Source organism: Nocardiopsis sp. TNDT3 (assembly GCF_003427465.1).
GTDB classification, from domain to species: Bacteria; Actinomycetota; Actinomycetes; order Streptosporangiales; family Streptosporangiaceae; genus Nocardiopsis; species Nocardiopsis dassonvillei.
The window spans coordinates 1-21,217 of record NZ_QPFC01000071.1; the positions used below are offsets into that span (position 1 = coordinate 1).

Here is a 21,217-nt window from a genome sequence, read left to right on the forward strand (position 1 = left end):
CCGCCCGGGTACCCGCCGGCCGTCGGCCCCATGGCCAACACCCCGGGCGGACAGCCGCCGATGGGCGGACACCCCGGGGGCCCGCAGTGGGGCCAGCCGGGTCCGGGGCAGCCCCCCGGGCCGGGACAGCCCTACCAGCAGCACCGCCCGCAGAAGCCCAAGAAGAAGCGGGGAGGGTGCAGGGGATGCGGCTGCGGCTGCTTCACCTTCCTGCTCATCCTGCTCGTCCTCCTGGTCCTGGGCTACCTCCAGTTCTGGGGCGTGTGGGACTGGATGTACGCCATCTTCGGCGTCGGTGAGCCGCCCGGCGTCTCGGACCCCTGGATCTGGGACTGACCCAGGCTCGAGGGGGCGGTCGGACACGGTCCGGCCGCCCCCTTCGTCATCCCCCGCGACTCCCCACAACCCCTAAGCTGACCGGTATGAATGACAGTTTGGTGTGGATTGACTGCGAGATGACGGGCCTGGACTTCGAGCGCGACGCGCTGATCGAGGTGGCCTGCCTGATCACCGACGGCGAGCTCAACATCCTCGACGAGGGCGTGGACGTCGTGATCAGACCGCCGCAGGCCGCACTGGACCGCATGGGGGACTTCGTCCGCGACATGCACACGACCTCCGGCCTGCTGGAGGAGCTGGACAAGGGCGTGAGCCTCCAGGAGGCCGAGGACCTCGTCCTGGAGCACATCCGCCGGTACGTGACCGAGCCGCGCAAGGCTCCGCTGTGCGGCAACTCGATCGCCACCGACCGCACCTTCCTGGCCCGTGACATGAAGCGCATCGACGAGTTCCTGCACTACCGGATGGTCGACGTGTCCTCGATCAAGGAGCTGCTGCGCCGCTGGTACCCGCGCGTGTACTACGCGAGCCCGGAGAAGAACGGCGGGCACCGGGCGCTCGCCGACATCACCGAGAGCATCCACGAGCTGCGCTACTACCGCGCCGCGGCCTTCGTGCCCGAGCCCGGCCCGAACTCGGCCACCGCCCGCGCCATCGCCGCCGAGGTGGTGGCCGGGGGCACCGGCGCGGAGGCGCGCGAGGCGGCTCCCGGGAACGACGCGACGGAAAACTGATCGAAGCACTCCCCGGAGTCCGCTAAGCTTTCATACGTACGCGGGGCCGAGAGGCCCGGCGCACGTGGTGGGTGTAGCTCAGCCGGTAGAGCACTTGGTTGTGGTCCAAGAAGTCGCGGGTTCAAGTCCCGTCACTCACCCCAGAGGCGAAGGCCCCTGACCAGCGCAAACGCGCGGTAGTCAGGGGCTTTCGCGTTGCCAGGGACTCAGCGCCGGTGGGTGCGCTCACCCGGGTACCTGCCACCCGCAGGGATCCTGCGCGTTCCTTCGGCCCTTGGGCGCACGAGACCCTGACACCCTTCAGCCGAGGAAGTCCTTCCAGAAGGGAACGGACACCTGCTGCTCCCACGGAGCGCCCTCGTCGGCCAGCACACCGAACTCCCGGTCAACGTAGTCAGCCAGATCCCTCCCGTAACAGATGGTGTCGAGGCCGCCCACCACGGAAAGAACCGGGTGGCCCCAGGCACCGCGTCCGGCGGGCACGAACCGGTGACCGTAGATGGGAACGAGCACCGGCGCCTGAGCCAGCTTCCGCTCCGCCACGGCCAGCGCGTTCGACGACCAGGGTGGCTGCGGATCCTAGCCCTCGTGCCACCAACCGTTCTCGGCACCGGCCAACACACCCTCCACGGGCCATCGCAGTCGGTACTGGAGGTCCCCTGAAGCGCCTCTACGCCAGTCGGGCCAGGGGCGCTTCCAGCTCGCTCCTTCCTCAAACGGAGAGGCCACTGGCAGCCCGGCGACCAGGAAAGCACGGTGATCCGCTGAGAACTCGAACCTGCATTCGGCCTCGATACGGCTGAACTCGGCATCGTTCAGCCCCGGCTCGATCTCACAGCAGTCAGCATCCATGAGGCGATGAGCCGCCTCGGTCCCCAGACGGAACTCCTCATCGTCAACCACGCAGCCAACGTATACCCCCCTTTACCGCATGGCGTCATCATTGGCGCCCCGTCACGGCAGCCGAACCTCCGAGCCCTTCGTCCCGTGACGCCGTACCGGTGCTGTTCCAAAGCAGCAAGACACCGTTCCCTCGAAAGAGCCGACTCCTCTCGACCGAGCCCCAGACCCAGACCCAGACCCAAGAATCACCTGTAAATCACCAGAAACACTAACAACACAGGGCAATCAATAACCGCGAGCACCAATTTCTGAGAACTGCTTCCTGTCGATCTGACAGAAAGCTAGACTCGCCGCATGCCGAACGAAACCTGGCAACCACCCCCCGTGCTGTTGACCGTTGACCTGGTCATCCTGACCCTGCGGTCCTCAGCCCTCCACGTCCTCCTCGTCGAGAGAGGCATCGACCCCTACAAAGGCGAACTGGCCCTGCCCGGCGGGTTCATCGCCGATTCCGGTGAGGACGTCTTCGACGCCGCCTGTCGGGAACTGCGCGAAGAGGCCAACCTCGACGCGACCGAACTCCACCTGGAGCAGTTAGGCGCCTACGGAACCCCCGGCCGGGACCCGCGAGGGCGCATCGTCTCCGTCGCCTACCTCGCCATAGCCCCCGGCCTGCCAGAACCCGAGGCCGGTACCGACGCCTCGGCGGCCTCCTGGCGCCCCGTCGAGGAGTTCTCCGCAGGCCGCGGGCGACTCGCCTTCGACCACCGGCAGATCCTCGACGACGGGCTGGAACGGGCCCGCTCGAAGATCGAGCACACCTCGCTGGCCACGGCCTTCTGCGGCGAGATCTTCACCATCGCCGAGCTGCAACGGGTCTACGAGGCGGTGTGGGGGTTCGAACTCGACCCGCGCAACTTCTACCGCAAGGTTCAGGCGGTGACGGATTTCCTCACTCCGGTCGTCTCGAGCCGACGCGTGACCAAGGGACGCCCCGCGCGCCTCTTCCGAGCAGGACCCCAACAGGTGCTGCGCCCACCGATGATGCGACCCCTGACCCCGAACCAGAACGAGAACGAAGAATGAGCGATGACCTCGTAGTGGTGCTGACCGCCCTGAACCTGGAGTACCAGGCCGTGCGGGATCGGCTCCGCTCCCCGGAACCACACCTGCACCCCAGGGGCACCCGGTTCGAGATCGGAACACTGCCCGGCGGCCACGGCCGTGTCGTCCTCGGACTCACCGGCAAGGGCAACCAGTCGTCGGCAGTGCTGGTCGAGCGGGCCGTCCAGGAGTTCTCACCGGCCGCAGTGCTCTTCGTGGGCGTGGCCGGAGCCCTGTGGGACACGCCTCCGCTGGGTGACGTGGTCGTGGCGACGCACGTGTACGCCTACCACGGCGGAACCAGCGAGGACGACGGCCTCAAAGCCCGGCCCCGCGCGTGGGAGTCACCGCACGGCATCGCCCAGACGGCCGCACACCTGGCCAGGCTCGGCGCATGGTCCCGGCACGCACCACCGGAGAGGCCGCGCCCCCAGGCGCACCTGGGTCCTATCGCCGCCGGAGAGATCGTGCAGAACTCGCGTATCTCCCGCGAGGCCGCGTGGATCAGGCAGACCTACAACGACGCGTTGGCCATCGAGATGGAGGGCGCTGGAGTCGCCCAGGCCGGACACCTGAGCGGCGCACCGGTGGCGATCGTGCGCGGCATCAGCGACCGTGCCGACGGCACGAAGGCCAGCGAGGCGGACCGCGAATGGCAGCCGGTCGCCGCCGCGAACGCCGCGGCCTTCGCTCTGGACCTCGCGGAAGAACTCATAGGGCAGGAGGAGTCCCCCAGCATGCGCAAGGACGGCAACTCCGGTGACGGAGGCAACGTCACCAACACCGCCTACGGAAGTGTCGGCGTCCAGGCGGGCCACGTGCGCGACAGCACGTTCCACGTGTCCTTCGCCGGACCCGGGTCCGGCGGGACCGGGATCGCGGACGAACTCGCCGCCCTCAGGGAGAAACTGGCGAGGGAGCGCTCTGCGGGACGCATCGACGAGGACACCCACGAGGCGGCGTCGGCCGAGATCGACATCGCCGACAAGGGGATCGAGGAAGGGACGTCCGAGAGCAGGAAGAACTCGGTCCTGGCCCTGAAGCGCCTACGAGGACTGCTCGGCGACCTGGCGTCGCTGGCCGCGCAGGTCGCGACGCTGATCACCGCGGTGAAGGGGCTCTCGTGAACGAGCACGACACCACGAACACCGCCGAATCCGGCTCCTTCGTCGGGGCCCAGGTCGGGCAGATGCACAACTCCCGCGTGTACGTTGTGAACCCCGGCGATCCGCCCGAGCGCGATTACGACGTTGGGTGCAATTATCTGGCCGACGGAGTCCCGGTCAAGGCGCGGGAACACATCGAACTCGCCCGGGCACGAGGGTTCGATGGCCCTGAGGTTCGCTTCCACTGGGTCCTGGCGATCCTCAGCAAACGCTCCTACCGGGATCTCACGAAGAAAGAGCGCGTACTCCTGGCTGATCTGTCGGCGCGAACAGAACTGAGAGAGCGCGACGGATGGCGGCAGGGACTCAACGTCGTCTTCGCGCTGCTGTCCTGCGTGGACGGCTCCAGTGGGGACCCTGAGTCAGCGATGGCCCAACTGCACAGCTTGCCCGATCCACAGCACGGACTGATCCTGCGCCACCTCGGGCTGGTGCTCACCGGCAGTATGAAGCAGGGTGTGTGGCACCAGCTCCGGAGGAACGCCGTGGAGGAACAGTGTGCCCGTGGACGGGTTGACCGTGTTTGGACCTATTTCGCGCCGAAACCCGCCGAGGCCCGGGCCAGGTACCCCGCACCGAAGTCCACTACTGCCTGGAACGTCCTCGGAGGGCTGCTCCTGGCGGGTGTGTTCCTGTTCGCCGTTGCGACCATCATGAAATCCGCCCTCGCACAGGGCAGTCTGCTGGCGCTGGTCTCCTGCCTGGCCGTACTTGTCTTCGGACCGGTCGCGGTATGGCACATCGCCCTCTGGAACCACCAGTACCGGCGAAGGATGGCCAAGGAACACGAGTACGGTTACCTGTTCTCATCCCCGTCCCCGCCCAAGGGAGGTTTCACCGACCAGGTGACCCACGATTTCGACCACTACTTCGCCAAGTACGCCCCCGAAACGGAGAGCAGGGGCACGTGGCTGGAGGAAACGCAGGGTATACGCCGTTCCCTGCGCGACGAGGTCGCCCGGCTCTACCGGGAAACCGGGGTCAAGGCCGAACGGGTGCGTTGGCTGGTCCGGTTCCTGGTCCGTGACGTGCGACGGCGCTGGCTCACGGGCCAGCCCTTGGAACCGCGCGAACTGCACAGGGTGGACACGGCGACCAAGGTCCGGTGCGTGGTCCTGTGCCTGGCCCTGATCTCGGCAGCCACGACCACCGTGGTCACCGCGTTCCAGCAGGCACCCGTGGCCGCAGTCGGTGGCGCCCTGCTCACGGTGGTCACCAGCGGGTTCGCGTTTCCCCTGTGGCTGCGGATCTACAGCGAGCGCCGACGCTACGACGAGGAGTCGCGGGAGAGGGAGGAGATCCTCGGCGCCCGCGAGGCCGAATACGAGCGGTGGAAGGGCAAACTCGACACCCTGCGCCCCACAGAGACGGATATGGAGGCCTGGCTGGACGCGGACAAGACCCTGATCCTCGACAAGGCTCTGAGGCATCATCGTCTGTCATGGCATGAAGTCGTCGCCCACGCCTTCCTTGTGACACCCAAACGCCCCTGCAAGTCGGCCCACGTACGGCGCGGCCCCTGGCGCCATTCGAAATACGAGATCCGGGTCTTCCTGGTCACCGACGAGGGGGTTCGCGAGGCCACGGCCGACCTCGACTTCGAGCGGGCGCGGCGGCACCTCAGCGGACGGGACAACTACCGCTTCGAGGCGTTCTCCTCGGTCCAGGTGGAGATAGAGAGCACACGCCGTTACACCCTGAACATCACCCTGACCAACGGACCGGCCAAGAGCATCGTGGTGGCCGAAGCGCCCACCCACGACGCGGAGGAGGCAGAGTTGGCGACCAAGGCGTCGGAGACCAGCCTCGACGCCGCAGGGTTCTTCCACACGCTCCGCATCCTCGAAGGCATCGCCGCTGAGGGCAAACTGTGGTTCGAACGCGATGTGGACCCGCCGTCCGGGTCCATGCCCGACTGGCCCGATTCCGAAGAGTCCGCGCATGAGAAGGGCACAGCACCGGGACGCAACGGCGTGTCTGTACATGAGCGGACGCCGCATCCACTTCCGGGGTAAGCCCGCGGTGTCTCTGCGGTCAGGCCGGACGGCGGCCCGGTGTCCTCCTGGGTGGTGCCCACGCACACAGGAGGTTCCGGGCCGCTGCGGCCTCCGGCGGCAGAGCCCCCTGCCGGGCCCTGCCGCAGACGCGTCCGGTATCGGGGACGAGCACCTCTCCCGCCAGCACGGAACCGTGCCCTCGCCGCAGACGGCCACCGTGCCCTGTGGCCGGTGCGGCGGTGGCGTGGCTCCGTGGCCGCTTCCGAGCTCCGCCCACCTCACGGTGCTCCGGGAGCGGCCCGCCCGACCCCCTCGGGCTGCCGCCGGCGCGTCCTCGCACCCAACTGGATGACGCACCGGGAAAGGCGGGTGCCGTCGTCCGTCAACCGGTTCCTCATTCATGATCGGTGGACCGAAACGGTCTCCGACCGGGCGGCGACCGGTGGCCCCCGGACCCTTGGCGGCGTGTCCCCGCCCCGTCGCCGGTGGCCGTCCGCAGCGGTGGGGCGGCCGGTCCGTCTCCCCCGCCGGGGACGGATCCGCTCACCCCCGCCCGGCAGGCGGTCAGCGGAGACAAGGTCTGGAGCACGGGCGTCGTGGTCTCCCCGGGCCCCGGGAGCGGTGACGCCGAAGAGGTCGAGTCCCTCGGCGAACCGGGTCGGCGCGGGGTCCGGGGAACCCTCCCCGCGGACGGCGGCGCGCCCGCCGGGCACCCCGTCGTCGGCCGCGCCCTCCTCGGGGTCGCTGCGCGGGACGTTCGGATCGGCGGTCGCGTCCGGGGACGGCGGCGTGCTGTGGTCGACCACCAGCACCGGCGGGTGGTCCTCGACGTCGAAGCGGCGCCAGGCCGTGGTTCCGGACTCGTCGCGTTCGCCGAGCCGGAGGTGGATGTGGGGTTCTCCTGCGTCCACGGCCCGCTGGTAGGCCTCGGTCAGGTCGAACTCCACGCCGCCGGGCACGGGGCAGGCGGACCGCCCGCCCCTGATCCTTCGGGTGTCGAGCAGGGCGCGTGCCCGCGGCTGGTCGTTCCAGGTGGCCCCCTCATCGAAGGGGTCGACCCGGTGCAGCTGCACGAAGGAGTCGCTGCCGCAGTCGTAGGACCAGGCCACCTCGGTGCGCAGCACCGCGGATTCGACGACGGCGCCGGGGCCGGGCACGACGGGGAACCCGAACAGGGCCCTGCGGGTGTAGTTCCGGTCCCATTCGAGGCGTCCGGTGCCCACGCTCGCGGTTTCGACGCCGTCGTGGGGCCGGTCGGGGAAGGCACGGTCCACGTAGGTCCACGAGGAGCTCTGGACCTCGGTTCGTTCACCGTGGGGGCGCGCCGGGGCGAAGGGACCGTCGGCGGCGGACGCGGCCCCGGGTCCGGCCGGGCCGCTGGTCCCCTCCGCGTCCGGTTCGCTCCCGCGCGGTCCACCGCTCCGCTCCCCCGGGGCGCCGGGCTCTCCGGGGACGGCGGCGCCGTCGGCGGTGGGAACGCCCTCGTCAGCTGCGGCGGGAGCGACCGCCCCCAGCACGAGGACCAGGGCGTAAACCGCACAGACCGCCGTCGCACGGGTCAGGGAACGACGCATTACGGGTGGTGCCTACACATTCCAGCTATGACCGAAAAAGAATTCAGGAGAAACGTTCACATCCCGCTTCAGCCACGAGGAATTTACCAAATTCCCCTAGCACCCCACAAACCTCAGGGATATAAACGCTGACCAAAACCCTGGTTATCACCCGAAGAAACAACGGCGCCGCGCGAACCCGACCCAACCGAAAAGAAGCACGCGAACACGCGGGAATCCTTTATTCGACAGCCAGGAAAAACCATTCACGTCAGACCGGAAACCGGCTACCGCTCATGGCGGGCGCACACCGGCGGCGGTCCCGACCCGTCGCGGCACCGCCCGGAGCCCCGTGTCCTCGTCCCCGGGCCCGGAGCCAGACGAGTTCTCAGGCCATGAGGGCCATGAACGGCGGCGAAGCCCCCGAGCGGGGCGAGCCCGGAGATCGCGTACTGGGCGAGTCCGCCGAACTCCCTGCCCTCCGCGGGGATCTGGAGGAACAGCAGGGTTCCGACGGCGTAGAGCACGAGGGTGACGACCGTACCGACGATGATCTCGGGCCATCCGGCCCGGCGCCTACTCCCGCCCTGTGCGTCGGGGGCCGTGGGCCGCGGACCGGGGTGGGCGTCAGCGTTGGTGGGCATGCTTCCTTCCTGCGTTCGGTTACCGGGGCGTACCAGCACCCGGCTGCGGAAGGTGTGGGCGTTTCCCTGGTGACCCGCCGTGAGGCCGTGGGGGGAGACGGGATCCGCTGCGCCCGCGCGGACGCGGCTGCCGGTGGGCGCCTCCGTGCCACACGGGAATCCCTGTGCCGCACGGGAACCAGCGCCCCCTCGCGCCCTCCCCACCCGGTACGCGAGGCCCCGCGGGGGCCGCTTCCCGACCGTGCCACTGTGCGGGCGGTCACAGAGTGAACAGGTCCGACGCTCTCATCAGGACTTACCAGTGCACTGGTAAGACAGATGTATGTGTCAGCGGCGCGGCTGTGGCACGATGAAGACGTGAACCGACAGGCCAACTTCACCCTCGCCCCCTCGTCCCTGACCGACGCGCTCTACCAGTCGCTGCGCGCTCGCATCGTCAACGGGGAGATCGCGGCTGGCGAGAAGCTCACCGAGCACCGGATCGCCAGCGAGTACGACGTCGCGCGCCCCACCGCCAAGGCGTGTCTGGAGCGGCTCACCGCCCTCGGCCTCCTGCGCCGGTCGGCCCACAAGACGGCGGTCGTCCCCGACTTCCACGCCGACGAGATCCGCGACCTCTTCTTCAGCCGGGGCACGGTGGAGAGCGCGGCGGTCACCGTCCTGGCGGCCGAGGGGGCGGTCCCCAGGGAGGCCACGGAGGCGCAGGCGCTGATCGAGGCGGCGGCCAGGGACGGCGACTTCGAGCGCCAGGTGGAGGCCGACATCGCCTTCCACACCGCGCTGGTCTCCGGTGCGGGCAGCGAGCGCCTGAGCAGGATGCACGAGCTGATCATGGGCGAGGTGCACCTGACCATGGGCCGCTTCCAGGCGCACCGGTCCACGCAGGGCAGCACCGTGGCCCACGAGCACGCGACGATCCTGGAGGGCATCAGGGCGCAGGACCCCGAGGCGGCGCGCCTGAGGCTGGCCGAGCACCTCGACCACGCGCGCGGCCGCCTCCTGGCACTGCTGGACGCGGGGACCCAGGAGGCGGCTGGAGCCGAGTAGGGCTCACTTGAGTCCGCTGGTGACCATCCCGCGGATCAGGTAGCGCTGCGCGAAGACGAAGAACAGGATGACCGGCAGCAGGGATATCAGGGACATCGCGAACAGCATCCCGATGCCCTGCTGGCTCTCCGAGCTGACCATGGAGCTCAGCGCGACCGGAACGGTGTACATGTCCGTCGAGGTCAGGTAGATGAGCGGCGTGAAGAAGTCGTTCCACGTCCAGATGAACGTGAAGATCGTCGTGGTCACCAGAGCGGGGCGCATCAGCGGCAGGATCACGTGCCAGAAGATCCGGAAGTGCCCGGCCCCGTCGATCTCGGCGGCGCGATCGAGGTCGCGCGGGATGCCCCTGATGAACTGCACCATGAGGAAGACGAAGAACGCGTCGGTCGCCAGCAGCTTGGGGATCAGCAGCGGCAGGTAGGTGTCCACCCATCCCAGCTGGGCGAAGAAGATGTACTGCGGGATGATGAGCACGTGCATCGGCAGCATCACCGTGACGAGGGTGATCCCGAAGAAGAGGCGCCGGGCCCTGAACTCCAGCCGGGCCAGCGCGTAGGCGGCCAGTGAGCAGGAGACGAGGTTGCCCAGGATCGAGCCCACGGTCACCACGAGGGAGTTGACGAAGAACACCGAGAAGGGCTGGTTGAGGGCGTGCCAGCCCTCCCGGAAGTTCTCGAAGGTGACCTCGGTGGGCACCAGGCCCGGCTCGGTCAGGATCAGGTGCGCGGGCTTGAAGGCGCTGACGACCATCCAGACCAGCGGGTAGACCATCACGACCAGGAACAGCAGCAGTGCGCCGTGCTTGAGGATCGCGGTCCGCGGTCGGCGGCGGCGTTGCCGCGGACCGCTGGCGCCCGCGACCGTGGGGGCTTCGGTCATCAGTCGTCTCCGTAGAAGACCCAGTATTTGGACAGGAAGAAGTGGACCGCGGTCACGGCGCCGATCACCAGCAGCAGGACCCAGGCCAGCGCGGAGGCGTAGCCCATGTCGAAGGATCTGAACCCCTGCTGGTACACGTAGAGCGTGTAGAAGAGGGTGGAGTCGACGGGTCCCCCGGTGCCGCCGCTGATGACGTGCGCCTGCGTGAAGGTCTGGAAGGCGCCGATGGTCTGCAGGATGAGGTTGAAGAAGATGATCGGCGTCAGCATCGGGACGGTGATGTGCCGGAACTGCCGCAGGCGTGAGGCGCCGTCCACGCGCGCCGCCTCGTAGTACTCCTCGGGGATCTGCCGGAGGCCGGCCAGGAAGATCACCATCGGCGACCCGAAGGTCCACACGTTGAGCACGATCAGGGTGGACAGGGCCGTGGACGGGTTCTGGAGCCAGCTCTGCCCCTCGATGCCCAGCAGGCCGAGGAAGTCGTTGACCAGGCCGTTGTGCCCGAACACCTCGCGCCACAGGATGGCGACCGCGACGCTCGCGCCCAGCAGCGAGGGCAGGTAGAAGGCGCCCCGGTAGAACGAGAGGCCGCGCAGGCCCCGGTCGAGCATGACGGCCAGCAGGAGGGCGAACATCAGCTGGAGCGGCACCGAGACGACCACGTACCGGAGGGTCACCGAGGAGGCCGCCCAGAAGCGTTCGTCGCCGAGCATGCGCTCGAAGTTGGCCAGCCCGGTGAAGGCCGGTGTGCTGAGGATGTTGTAGTCGGTGAAGGCGAGGTAGAGCGAGGCGCCCAGCGGGATGGCCGTCACCAGGCCCAGGCCCAGCAGCCAGGGCGAGAGGAACACGTAGGCGGCGCGGCCCTGCCGCCGCGAGGACGGCGCGGCGGGGCGGCGGGTTCTCGTGGAGGGGGGCACGCCCTACGCTCCCCGGTCGATGCCGGAGCGGATCTCGGCGATGAGCTCCTCGGTCACCTGGGCGACCCCGGCGTTGCCCAGGGCGACGTTCTCCGAGGCCCGTGACATGGCCTCGCGCCAGGTCCCCGTCCCGGGCGGGGCCTCGTAGCGGGGGCGCTGCGGCTCGGCGCGGTCCGCCTCCACCACGGCCAGCATCTCCTTCTCGTCGTCGGAGGCGAAGTCGTAGGCCTCGGCGAGGAGGCGGGGGTTGGGCGGCGCGCCCATGGTGAGGCCGACGGTGCGCAGGAACTCGACGTTGTTGACGTTGAAGTCGATGAGCTTGCCCGCCGCCTCGACGTTGGCGTCGTCGATGCCCTGGTAGACGGCCAGCCGGGGGTAGTAGAGGAAGCGGTGGCCGTCGGCGGCGTCCGCGCCCACCGGCACGGACCGCAGACGGTACTTCCAGTCGGGGAACATGGCGGCTTCGTCGATGATGTGGTTGGAACTGCCGAAGTTGAGCAGGACCCGGTCGCCGACCGCGGAGAAGTCCGGCTGCATGCCCTCCTGCTCGCCCAGGCTCAGGACCGCCCCCTCGTCGAGGAGGACGCGCCACCACTCGAACCAGTCGCCGAGGGCCTCCTCGTCGAAGCCGACGTTCCCGTCCTCGGTCCACAGGTCCTGGCCGCGCTGGCGCAGCCACGCCTCGAAGGCCATGTCCTGGTCGGGTGTGTAGGTCGCGCCCCGACGCCCCTGCGCGTTGTTCGCGCTGTAGTCGATGAGGAACTCCGCGAGGTCGTCCCAGGTCCAGTCCTCCCCGGGCATCCGCGCGCCCTCCTCTTCGAGGAAGGTCTCGTTGTGGCGCACCACGGGGACGAAGACCCCGTGCGGCATGCTCAGGAGCTCACCGCCCAGGGAGAAGGACTCGATGTCCTCGGCGCTGTAGTCGGAGAGGTCGAGGGTGGGGATGTCGTCGAGCCTGCGGTACAGCCCGTTCGCCTTGTAGGTCAGGACCTGGGGGGAGGCGATCCAGAAGACGTCGGCGACGTTGCGGGCCGCCATCTGCGTGGTCATGCGCTCCTGGAAGGCGGTGTACTCGGCGAACTCCGGCTCGACCGTGATGTCGGGGTTGGCCTCCTGGAACGCCTCCAGGGCCTCGGTGTAGTTCTGCTGGCGGACGGTGTTGCCCCACCAGGCGTACCGGAGGCCGTTCCCCGAGCCGCTGCCGCCGCAGCCGGACAGGAGCAGGGAGGCCCCCACCGCGCCCATGCCGGTCAACGCGAGAAATGCGCGCCGATCGAAATCTCTCATCACGTTCCCTTCGCTGCGGGGGAGGTCACCCCAGTGAGTGTGCAGCTTCACAGGACATGTTTCCGGTGCTGATTTGGTAAGTCAATAACTCATGAATACTTGTTTTACAAAGTTACCGGGCGTTGACGGGACGCTCCGTGACCAGGACCTCGAAGAGATCGACGCGGGGCAGCGCGACGCCCTCGCCGCCCTTTTCCGCGACCGTCAGGTCCGTGTCGGCGCGCAGGGCGCGGGTGGGCTGGCCCGTCCACCACGGCACCCGCAGGCGGCGTCCGTCGACCGGCAGCGGGGTGCGGAACCCCTGGGGCACGGCACCGGAGTGGTTGACCAGGTGGACCACTCCCCCGGCCTCGGAGACGCCCAGGACCACCTCGACCTGCTCGGGCAGGTCGGTGTCGACCTCCACCGGGCCGCTGGCCGCGCGCAGCGCGGTCTCGACGAACACGTCGCGGTGCCCGCTCAGGCCCAGCTGGTGGTAGGCCCTGCCCGGCGTCCAGGGCAGCACGGCCACCCGGCCGCGCCCGTGGGCGCGCCACAGCGCGCCGGGGTGGTCGAGGAGGAGGTGGCCGTGGCACTTCTCGGGCGGACCGTAGGGGGCCCGGGACAGCACGGGGAGGTCGGTGTCGGCGTCCGCGACGGGTTCGACCACGTGGAAGGCGCCCACCACGGGCAGGTCGCCCCCGCGTCGCGCGCCGTCTCGGCCGGGGCGGCGCAGGTGCAGCGAGCGCACGGACTCGACCGTGTCCCGGACCGCCGTCCGGCGCAGCACCGGTGAGCCCTCGATAAGGGAGGCGTCACCGTCGAACCCGCTCGTGCCGGTGGCGAGCACGCCGCCGCCGGCCTCGGCGTAGCGCCCCAGGGCGTCCACCGTCTCCTGGTCCAGCGGTCCCAGGTCGGGCAGGACGACCAGCCCGTAGTCCCCCAGTCGGCCCTGGCGGTCGACGTCGCGGACACGGGGCTCGGGCAGCACGTCGAAGGGGATGTGGCGTTCGAGGAGCGACGAGTACAGTCCCCGGAACTCGTGGACGGCCTCCTCCCACCGGGCGGGGGCGAGCTTGAGCGGGTCCGGCCGGACGAGGAGGACCCGGGCCGCGGACACCAGGTCCCGGTAGAAGCGCTCGTGGTCACGGTGGAACCGGGTCAGCTCACCGGCCGCGTCCAGGCACTCGTAGGTGACGTCGTCCGGGGTCCCCATGATGTACGTGGAGGGGTTGGCCCCCCGGGAGAAGGCCTGGACCAGGTACTGGGCGAAGTGGTGGGGCTCCTCGCCCGCCAGGCGGTAGGGCATGTCGACGAAGCCCACGGCGTTGGTGAGCACGGGCACCCCGGGCCGGTACGTCCGGGCCGCGCTGACGTGCTCGGCGGTCCGATGGTGCCACAGGGTCCGCCCGACCGCGTTGTTGGCCTCGTGGAAGACGATGTCGGCGCGGTCGCCGAGGATGAGCGGCGCCTCGGGGCGGCGCGCGCTGACGTGGTCGCGCACGCGGGAGGTCAGGTCGTCGAGCACCGCCTCGGTGAAGCGCTTCCACACCCGGTAGGTGGGGGAGGCGGGCCCGGTGGGCATCTCGACTCCGGGCGCGAAGACCGCGAACGCCCGCTGGCAGGGCAGGCAGTGGCACGTCCCCCGGTGGACACCGCTGTAGTCGACCTCGTTGAAGGACATCCAGTTGAAGAAGAACCCGTCCACGGGGTAGCGGTCCAGGACCTCGTCGACCACCTCCAGGAGGCGGTGCTGGTAGTAGTCCCCGCTGGGGCACACGCTGGTCAGGCCGTTGTAGACCTGCTGCGTCCCGTCGGCCCCCGTGAAGCACCACTCCGGGTGGCGTTCGGCCCGGCGGTGGTCGATCTTGGAGAAGTCCATCCTGGCCAGGACCCGCACGCCCCGCTCGCGTGCCGCCGCCACCGCGTCGCCCACGAGGTCTCCCGAGGGCCGCTGGTCCAGGGCGGGGTTGCGGGTCTGGAACTCCAGCTCCGTGGGGTAGTTGGACACGATGCCGCCGACGCTGAGGAGCCAGGCGCGCGCGCCGAAGCCCTCCAGGTAGTCCAGGACCCGTTCGACGTCGAGGGTCGCGTCGATCTCCCTGAGGTTGGTCTGGAACATCCGGAAGGGCCGGCGCCACCACAGGTCGTGCTCGTTCATGCCCGCTCACCCCGGATCCACGTGAAGCGGACGGCCTCCAGCAGGTCCGCGGAGTCCACGGTCACCTCGGCGCGCCCCGCGCGCATGCGCACCGGGACGTCGGACCCGGAGACCAGGAGGCGCGCGTCGGCGCCCACAGCGCCCTCCGGCAGGGCGACCGAGACCTTCTGCGCGGGCAGCGGGATGATCTCGCGCATGGGCCCCTTGAGTGCCATGGGGTTGGTGAGGTTGACGATCACCACGGCGACCGAATCCGGGTCCTCCCAGAGCGCGAGGTCGACCAGTCCGCGTCCGCGGACCCGGACCCGTTCCGGTTCCCCGAGGGCCCAGCGGACGGCGTTGGCGACGAGCGTCCCGTGGTCGGGTTGGAGCGCCTCCCAGAACAGGGAGCCGAGGTTGAAGGCGACGTAGACCGAGCGCCCGCCTCCGGGCAGCTCCCGGGTGACCAGGGCCGGGCTCGCGGGCTCCTCCCGCGGGTAGACCTCCTCCATCGGCAGGTCGGGGTAGTCGGGCACGAAGCGCAGGGGCACGCCGGTCCCCGGGCGGGCGGTCACACCGATGAGTTCGGTGCCGCCGATGACGCGCTCCGCTCCCCCGAATCCGTCCGTGGTGGGGTGCTCTCCGGTGAGCGCGACGTAGTTGTTCTTGACGGGTCCCCGCACCGGCATGCTCAGGTCCACGCCGAACACGTCGGCGAGCCCGAAGTTGGCCCGCGGGGTGCCGTACTCGTCGTCCAGGGAGGAGCGGTGGGCGGCCACGACGCTTCCCCCCGACTCGGTGAAGGCCCGGATCGCGCGGCACTGGTCCTGGCTCAACCGCTCGGCGTCGGGCAGGACGAGCACCCTGAACCGGCCCAACTCGCTCTCGGACAGGTTCTGCTCGGCGACGATCTCGAAGGGGATGCGGGCCTCGACCAGGGCGTGGTAGAAGCCGTCCTCGTGCGAGCGCCCCCTCTCGGGGCCCCCCGTCTCCAGGAGCGCCACGTCCGCCGTGATGCGGCGGCCCGCGAGTTCGGGCTCCAGGCGCTCGTGGAGCGCGAAGGCCTCGGCTACGGGGCGCACCCACCGCCGGTCGGGCACCATGCCGTTGAACTTGGTGAACCAGGGGAAGGCGCCCTGCGCGAAGCCGTCGACGATCCACATGGTGGTCTCGGCCCCGGGCGATACCGAGTCCTTCCAGCGGTGCTGGTGGTGCTCGGGACCGATGGAGGTGATGAGTCCGACCGGCCTGTCCCGGAAGACCGCCCGGCTGCGCTTGCCGTTGCGCCCGGCCGACCAGGGCGCCTCCACCCCGGAACGGCCCTGCTTGTCGATGAGGAAGAACGGGAAGTGCCGGGCCAGCATGCCGCGGTCGAGGTCGCGCGCGGCGATGCTGCCCAGGTTGGGGATGAAGCGGGCGTGCGGGCGGATGTCGCGGACCGCCTGGTCCCACAGGCTCACCAGGTCGCTCAGCTTGCGCCTGCGCCACACCACGTAGGCGCGCCAGGCGGGGTCGGAGGTGTCCCCCTCCCGGCGCGGCAGGTCGAACCCCGTCTCGCCGCGGAAGCTGCGCAGCGCCGCCTCGCTGTAGGAGATGCCGTGGCCCTGCCAGCGGTTGGCGAAGACGGCGTCCACGTCGTAGCGGGTGACGATCTCGCGGGCGACCTCGGTGATGAAGTCGCGGTTGTACGGGCCGAACGGGCAGGTCAGCCAGATACCGGGGTAGCCCCAGTGCTCCACCGGGCTGCCGTCGGCGGTACGCGCCAGCCACTCGGGGTGGGCGCTCGCGGCGTCGGCGTGGACGGCGTGGGGGTCCACCCTGGCCATGACGTGCATGTCCAGGCCGCGCGCGCCCTCGACCAGGGCGCCGAAGGGGTCGGTGTCGCCGAGGTGGACGCTGCGGTGGTGGTAGGGGACGTCGGTCGGGTAGAAGGCGACGTACCCGCCCGCGCTGATGCAGGCCGCGTTGGACCTGGTCTCGCGCATGACCTGGATCCAGAAGTCGGGGTCGAAGCGTCCGGGGTCGTTCTCGGTCAGCGTCAGCTGCGTCCAGCGCGTCGCGCCCAGATGCCAGTCGGCTTCGCGCGGCGCGCTGGCCGCGCTCCCGGGCACGCTCTCCGTCACACCCTGTGCCATGTGGCTGGTCCTCTCGTCGGCTCGGCCGCCGCGGCCGCGGCTCGGCTCGCGCGCCGGTGGCGCTCCGCGACGGAGGCAGGACAGTATAGGCACATTGTCAGTCAAGATTTCAAGACTGACAATGCGCCTACGAATGTGCCTACGAGGGCCCCCCGATCAGTCCCGCGCGTCCGCGTCACGCCCCGACAGCCGCTCCACCTGCAACAGCAGCGCCGAGTGGTCGAGGGACCCGTGGCCCTGGGCGCGCAACGATCCCATCAGGGTCGCCGTGAGCGCTCCCAGGGGCAGGGCCACCCCGGCCTCGCGGGCGGCGGCCGTCACGATCCCGAGGTCCTTGTGGTGCAGGTCCACCCTGAACCCCGGGTCGAACTCGCGCGCGAGCATGGACGCGGCCTTGCGGTCGAGCACCGTGCTGCCGGCCAGCCCACCGGAGAGCACGCGTACGGCGCTGTCGCGGTCGACGCCGTGGGCCTGGAGGAAGACCAGCGCCTCGGAGACGAGCTCGATCGTCCCGGCGACGATCAGCTGGTTGGCGGCCTTGACGGTCTGCCCGGCTCCGGCCGGACCGACGTGGACGACCGTCGTGCCGAGCGCGTCCAGCACCGGCTTCGCGAGGGCGAAGGCCCGCTCCTCGCCTCCGACCATGATCGAGAGCTTGGCCTCGACCGCCCCCTGCTCACCCCCGCTCACGGGCGCGTCCAGGACCGCGACCCCCGCGGCCTCCCCGGCCTCGGCCACGGCGCGGGCCGTGTCGGGGCGGATCGTGCTCATGTCGATGAGCAGCGCGCCGCGGCGCATGTGCTCCAGGGCGCCGCCCCCGCCCAGGACCACGGACTCCACGTCCGGGGAGTCGGGCAGCATCGTGATGACGGCGTCGGCCCCGCCGACAGCGTCGGCCACCGAGGAGGCGGCGCGGCCCCCCGCTCTCACCAGCGGCTCCGTCTTCGCGGCGCTGCGGTTGTACCCCACCACGTCGAACCCGGCACGGACGAGGTTGGTCGCCATGGGGGCGCCCATGACGCCCAGGCCGATGAAGGCGATCGTTCGCACGCTCACTGCGGACTCCTTGGTCGATTCGGTGTCGGTCCGGCGGGCCGGACGGCCCGCCGGGGTGTGCTCTGCGGGTCGCAACGGCCGTCGCGGCCGGATCACGCCGCCTCGCCGGGCAGGCCCGGCAGGTCCGACGAGCGCGTCCAGCCGAAGGGGTGGGGTCCGTCGCCCGCGTGCTCCAGCGCTGTCCAGCCGTCGTACCCGCCCCCGGCCAGGTCCCTCACCCAGTCGCGCAGCGGGAGGCCGCCCGTCCCGGGGGCGCCCCGGCCGGGCGCGTCCGCCACCTGGACGTGCCCGACGCGCCCCTGGTGCCGGGCGAGCGCGGCCGGGACGTCGTCGCCGTTGACGGCCAGGTGGTACACGTCGAACAGCAGGCCGAGGTTGTCCGCGCCCGTCTCGCGCTCGACCCGCTCGATCACCGCCACGGCGTCGTCCGCCGTGAGCAGCGGGTAGGACGGGGCGCCGCTGACCGGCTCGATCAGCACCGTGCCGCCGATCTCGGCCAGGGTGCCCGCCACCTCGCCCAGGACGCGCACGGCCGCGGCGTCCTGTTCGGCGTCGGACACGTCCGAGCGGCGGTTGCCGTACAGGGCGTTGAAGGACCGGCAGCCCAGCGCCTCCCCGATCCGGCGGACCACCGCCGCGTTGGCCCGCAGCTCCTCGGCGCGATCCGGCCAGGAGACCACGCCCCTGTCGCCGCCCGGCATGTCACCGGCGAAGAGGTTGAGCCCGACCAGGCGCAGGCCCGAGGCGCGGACCGTGTCGACGAAGGACTCGACCTCGGCCTCGGCGGGGACGGGCTCCGCGAAGGGCCACCAGAACTCCACCGCCTCGAACCCGGCTTCCCGGACCGCCGCCAGCCTCTCCTCGGGCGGCCGGTCCTTCATCATGATCGAACAGTTCACGGCGTAGCGGGGTGTGCCCACGGTTCTCTCCTTCACCACGGTGGGAAACCGGACGGACCTCTGACAATTGGTCCGACCACCTGACCGATGGTGAAGCTAAACGGGTACCGCGTCCCGTGTCAACGGGTCAGCGGCCCGGCCCGTCCGTCCGGTCCCGCGCGGAGCCCAGCTCGGTCAGCAGTCCCGTCTCGATCTCGCTCATGTGGACGGCCATCAGCTGCCGCGCCCGGCGGTGGTCGCGCCGCTCGATGGCGCCGAGGACCTGCCGGTGGTGTTCGAGGTAGTGACGCGCTTGGTCCCGGCGGCCGCGGGAGCGGCCCTTGAGCTCGCTCCACATGGGTTCGCGCATGAGGTCGACCAGGGTCCGCTCCAGGGCGAAGAGCACGCTGTTGTGCGAGGCCGCCGCCACCGCCAGGTGGAAGTCGGCGTCCACCGCCGAGGGGTCCGCGCCCTCTTCGAGCACGCGCTCCTGCTTGAGCACCAGGTCTTCGAGTACCCGCAGGTCGTTGGAGGTCCTCGCGGTGGCCGCGTGCTCGGCGCACACGGGTTCGAGGGCGGCCCTGGCCACGATCAGGTCGAGCGGGCTGTGCTCTCCGGCGACCGCGGCCCGGGCCCGGAGGGCGTTCTCCTCCGACCCCCCGTCGCCGACCACGTAGGTCCCGCTGCCCACGCGGACGTCGAGCACCCCGGCGTGCTCCAGGACCCGGATCGCCTCGCGGACCGAGCCGCGGCCGACCTCGAACCTCTCGGCCAGCACGCGCTCCGCGGGCAGCGGCGTCCCGGGCGGGAAGGTCCCCGAACGCACCCCGGCGAGGATCTGGTCGACCACCGAGGAGTAGACCTTGGCGTGCTCGACGGCGCGGAAGACGGAACGGCCCTCCTGTGGCATCCGGCACACACCTTCCCTATACTCACCTGACCGGTCGGACCAATACGAGCCACAAATTACCAGAGCGTACGAAGGACGTGATGTTCGTGCCCGAGCGCGGGCGAGTACTCGTGAGCGGGCGCTTCGAGCCCGACGAGAGGGAGCGGATCCGCACGGCCGCCGCGGACGTCCCGGTGGACTTCGTGGACGGGCTCGGTGACCGCATCGACCTCCTGGGGACGGCGACGGTCATCGCCGGAACCCTCAGCGGCGAGCAGTTGGCCCTCGCTCCCGCCGTGCGCTGGGTGCACAGCTGGGCGGCGGGGGTGAACAACGACCTCGCGGCCGGGCTGGACGCGCACCCCGCGGTCCTGACCTCCTCGGCGGGCAACGGCGCGGTCCCGCTGGCCGAGCACGCCATGATGCTCATGCTGATGCTGAACAGGGACGCCCCCCGGTGGGCCAGGGCCCAGTCCGAGCGCCGTTGGGAACGCTTCCAGCACGGTGAGCTCAACGGCCTCACCTGCGGGATCATCGGCCTGGGGAACTGCGGGCTCGACCTGGCGGCCAAGGCACGGGCCTTCCACATGCGGGTGGTGGGGGTGCGGCGCCGCACCGACCTGCCCTCCCCAGGTGTGGACGCCGTCCACCCTCCCGAGGACCTGCACCGCATGCTGGCCGAGTCCGACTTCGTGGTGGTCACGGCCCCGGACACGCCCGCCACCGAGCACCTCCTCGGCGAGGCGGAGCTGAGGGCGATGAAGGACACGGCGTACGTCGTCGTGGTCTCACGCGGCGGGATCGTGGCGGACGGGGCACTGCTGCGGGCCCTCACCGAGGGATGGATCGCCGGAGCCGGGCTCGACGCCCACGGCCGGGAGCCGCTGCCGCCGGACAGCCCCTTCTGGGACCTGCCCAACGTCATCGTCACCCCGCACAACGGGGCGACGACCGCCGCGACGCGGCGCCGGGGCGTGGACGTGTTCGTCGAGAACCTGGAGCGCCACGCGCGGGGCCGACCGCTGGTGAACGTGGTCGACAAGTCCGCCGGGTACTGACCCGGTCGGCGCCCGGTCCCGGCTCGCACCCGCAGAGACACACCGGCACGGGCACACCGGGCTCCCGGCCTCCCGCGGCGGTCCAGCGAGGCGGTCACTCCCGCTCGGCGTCCGGGTCCGGCGTCGCCTCCCCGGGCGGCCTGAGGCGGCTCGCGAGCCGGTAGTCGACGCGGATGTCCGTGTACACCACCCCGGAGCGGACGCCGTGGGGAAGCCCCGAGCGTTCGCTGCCGGAGGTGCCCTCGTGGTCCGGTTCCCCCCGGGTCCGGGACCTGACCTCCGGCACCTCTCCGAAGGTCAGTTCGTCCGCGGACACCGAGGCGTTGATCTCCACGTCGTACTCGGGCCCGGTCCGGTCGTCCACGGCCTCCCACCTCCCGATCTCCGAATGGTGCGCCCCAGGCCGCTCCAGGCCGCCCCGGGCACGGCGGCCACGGCCCCCGGCGCTCGGCTCCCCCGGCGCCCGGTTTCTCCACCGCCCTACTTCTCCGCCGTGTCGTCGGAGTCCTCCACGACCTCCGCGACGTCCCCGACGTCCTCCACGGCCTTCCCCGCGCCCCGGCCGACGC

General features: G+C 70.5%; 19 protein-coding genes and 1 tRNA gene. 8 read left to right on the forward strand and 12 right to left on the reverse strand.

Going from position 1 to position 21,217, the window contains the following annotated elements; translation table 11 throughout:
• The 3 genes from DQW06_RS02060 to DQW06_RS02070 all read left to right on the forward strand — a co-directional run.
• Positions 1 to 336, forward strand: a 336-nt coding sequence (locus tag DQW06_RS02060) for a hypothetical protein (RefSeq protein WP_232832939.1), incomplete at its 5' end; no start/stop codon positions are given.
• Between the two features lie 86 nt (positions 337 to 422).
• The gene (orn, locus tag DQW06_RS02065; protein WP_071621509.1) at positions 423 to 1,073 is read left to right on the forward strand and encodes an oligoribonuclease; all 651 of its coding nucleotides are present in this window, start codon (positions 423 to 425) and stop codon (positions 1,071 to 1,073) included.
• A 67-nt stretch (positions 1,074 to 1,140) separates the two neighbouring features.
• Positions 1,141 to 1,216, forward strand: a tRNA-His gene (locus tag DQW06_RS02070).
• 157 nt (positions 1,217 to 1,373) lie between these two features.
• Here the strand turns inward: DQW06_RS02070 and DQW06_RS29110 are convergent.
• Positions 1,374 to 1,616: a hypothetical protein gene (locus DQW06_RS29110; protein ID WP_198662360.1), complete on the reverse strand. Its 243-nt coding sequence runs from the start codon at positions 1,614 to 1,616 to the stop codon at positions 1,374 to 1,376.
• A 654-nt stretch (positions 1,617 to 2,270) separates the two neighbouring features.
• Here DQW06_RS29110 and DQW06_RS02080 point away from each other — a divergent pair.
• From DQW06_RS02080 to DQW06_RS02090, 3 genes are read left to right on the forward strand one after another with little or no spacing between them, the layout of a single operon-like run.
• Complete coding sequence (locus DQW06_RS02080; protein WP_071621483.1) at positions 2,271 to 3,002, forward strand: NUDIX domain-containing protein; 732 nt, start codon at positions 2,271 to 2,273, stop codon at positions 3,000 to 3,002.
• The gene (locus DQW06_RS02085; RefSeq protein ID WP_117197863.1) at positions 2,999 to 4,147 is read left to right on the forward strand and encodes a 5'-methylthioadenosine/S-adenosylhomocysteine nucleosidase; all 1,149 of its coding nucleotides are present in this window, start codon (positions 2,999 to 3,001) and stop codon (positions 4,145 to 4,147) included. Before DQW06_RS02080 ends, DQW06_RS02085 begins: the two co-directional genes overlap by 4 nt.
• Complete coding sequence (locus tag DQW06_RS02090; protein WP_232832940.1) at positions 4,144 to 6,201, forward strand: hypothetical protein; 2,058 nt, start codon at positions 4,144 to 4,146, stop codon at positions 6,199 to 6,201. The genes DQW06_RS02085 and DQW06_RS02090 overlap by 4 nt, the downstream gene beginning before the upstream one ends.
• 380 nt (positions 6,202 to 6,581) lie before the next feature.
• Here the strand turns inward: DQW06_RS02090 and DQW06_RS02095 are convergent, their stop codons facing one another.
• Both DQW06_RS02095 and DQW06_RS02100 read right to left on the reverse strand, forming a co-directional pair.
• On the reverse strand, positions 6,582 to 7,700 hold the full coding sequence (locus DQW06_RS02095; protein WP_157983324.1) for a DNRLRE domain-containing protein: 1,119 nt from the start codon (positions 7,698 to 7,700) through the stop codon (positions 6,582 to 6,584).
• A gap of 323 nt (positions 7,701 to 8,023) precedes the next feature.
• Entirely contained in the window at positions 8,024 to 8,380 is a 357-nt protein-coding gene (locus DQW06_RS02100) for a hypothetical protein (protein ID WP_117197865.1), read from the reverse strand.
• A gap of 357 nt (positions 8,381 to 8,737) precedes the next feature.
• Between DQW06_RS02100 and DQW06_RS02105 the strand changes: the two genes are divergently transcribed.
• Positions 8,738 to 9,427, forward strand: coding sequence for a GntR family transcriptional regulator (locus tag DQW06_RS02105; RefSeq protein ID WP_041552272.1), 690 nt, complete (start codon positions 8,738 to 8,740; stop codon positions 9,425 to 9,427).
• 3 nt (positions 9,428 to 9,430) lie between these two features.
• Here the strand turns inward: DQW06_RS02105 and DQW06_RS02110 are convergent, their stop codons facing one another.
• From DQW06_RS02110 to DQW06_RS02145, 8 genes are all read right to left on the reverse strand, one after another.
• A complete protein-coding gene (locus DQW06_RS02110; RefSeq protein ID WP_013151614.1) occupies positions 9,431 to 10,309 on the reverse strand; it encodes a carbohydrate ABC transporter permease in 879 nt (292 codons plus the stop codon).
• A complete protein-coding gene (locus tag DQW06_RS02115) occupies positions 10,309 to 11,226 on the reverse strand; it encodes a carbohydrate ABC transporter permease (protein ID WP_071621480.1) in 918 nt (305 codons plus the stop codon). The genes DQW06_RS02110 and DQW06_RS02115 overlap by 1 nt, the downstream gene beginning before the upstream one ends.
• A gap of 3 nt (positions 11,227 to 11,229) precedes the next feature.
• A complete protein-coding gene (locus DQW06_RS02120; RefSeq protein ID WP_071621479.1) occupies positions 11,230 to 12,513 on the reverse strand; it encodes an ABC transporter substrate-binding protein in 1,284 nt (427 codons plus the stop codon).
• A gap of 112 nt (positions 12,514 to 12,625) precedes the next feature.
• The gene (locus DQW06_RS02125) at positions 12,626 to 14,653 is read right to left on the reverse strand and encodes an alpha-amylase family protein (protein ID WP_117197866.1); all 2,028 of its coding nucleotides are present in this window, start codon (positions 14,651 to 14,653) and stop codon (positions 12,626 to 12,628) included.
• Positions 14,650 to 16,767, reverse strand: coding sequence for an alpha-amylase family protein (locus DQW06_RS02130; protein WP_117197867.1), 2,118 nt, complete (start codon positions 16,765 to 16,767; stop codon positions 14,650 to 14,652). Before DQW06_RS02130 ends, DQW06_RS02125 begins: the two co-directional genes overlap by 4 nt.
• Before the next feature lie 156 nt (positions 16,768 to 16,923).
• The gene (locus DQW06_RS02135) at positions 16,924 to 17,919 is read right to left on the reverse strand and encodes a 2-hydroxy-3-oxopropionate reductase (RefSeq protein WP_255418203.1); all 996 of its coding nucleotides are present in this window, start codon (positions 17,917 to 17,919) and stop codon (positions 16,924 to 16,926) included.
• Positions 17,916 to 18,743 (reverse strand): hydroxypyruvate isomerase family protein, encoded by an 828-nt coding sequence (locus DQW06_RS02140; RefSeq protein WP_117197868.1) that lies wholly within the window; start codon positions 18,741 to 18,743, stop codon positions 17,916 to 17,918. Before DQW06_RS02140 ends, DQW06_RS02135 begins: the two co-directional genes overlap by 4 nt.
• A 106-nt stretch (positions 18,744 to 18,849) precedes the next feature.
• Entirely contained in the window at positions 18,850 to 19,611 is a 762-nt protein-coding gene (locus tag DQW06_RS02145) for a FadR/GntR family transcriptional regulator (RefSeq protein WP_013151607.1), read from the reverse strand.
• An 80-nt stretch (positions 19,612 to 19,691) separates the two neighbouring features.
• Here DQW06_RS02145 and DQW06_RS02150 point away from each other — a divergent pair, with 80 nt between their 5' ends.
• Entirely contained in the window at positions 19,692 to 20,648 is a 957-nt protein-coding gene (locus tag DQW06_RS02150; protein ID WP_117197869.1) for a D-2-hydroxyacid dehydrogenase, read from the forward strand.
• 94 nt (positions 20,649 to 20,742) lie between these two features.
• Here DQW06_RS02150 and DQW06_RS02155 read toward each other — a convergent pair whose 3' ends face one another.
• Positions 20,743 to 21,012 carry a hypothetical protein gene (locus DQW06_RS02155; RefSeq protein WP_071621476.1) on the reverse strand — a complete coding sequence of 90 codons (270 nt, stop codon included), beginning with the start codon at positions 21,010 to 21,012 and terminating at the stop codon, positions 20,743 to 20,745.
• Positions 21,013 to 21,217 lie beyond the last annotated feature (205 nt).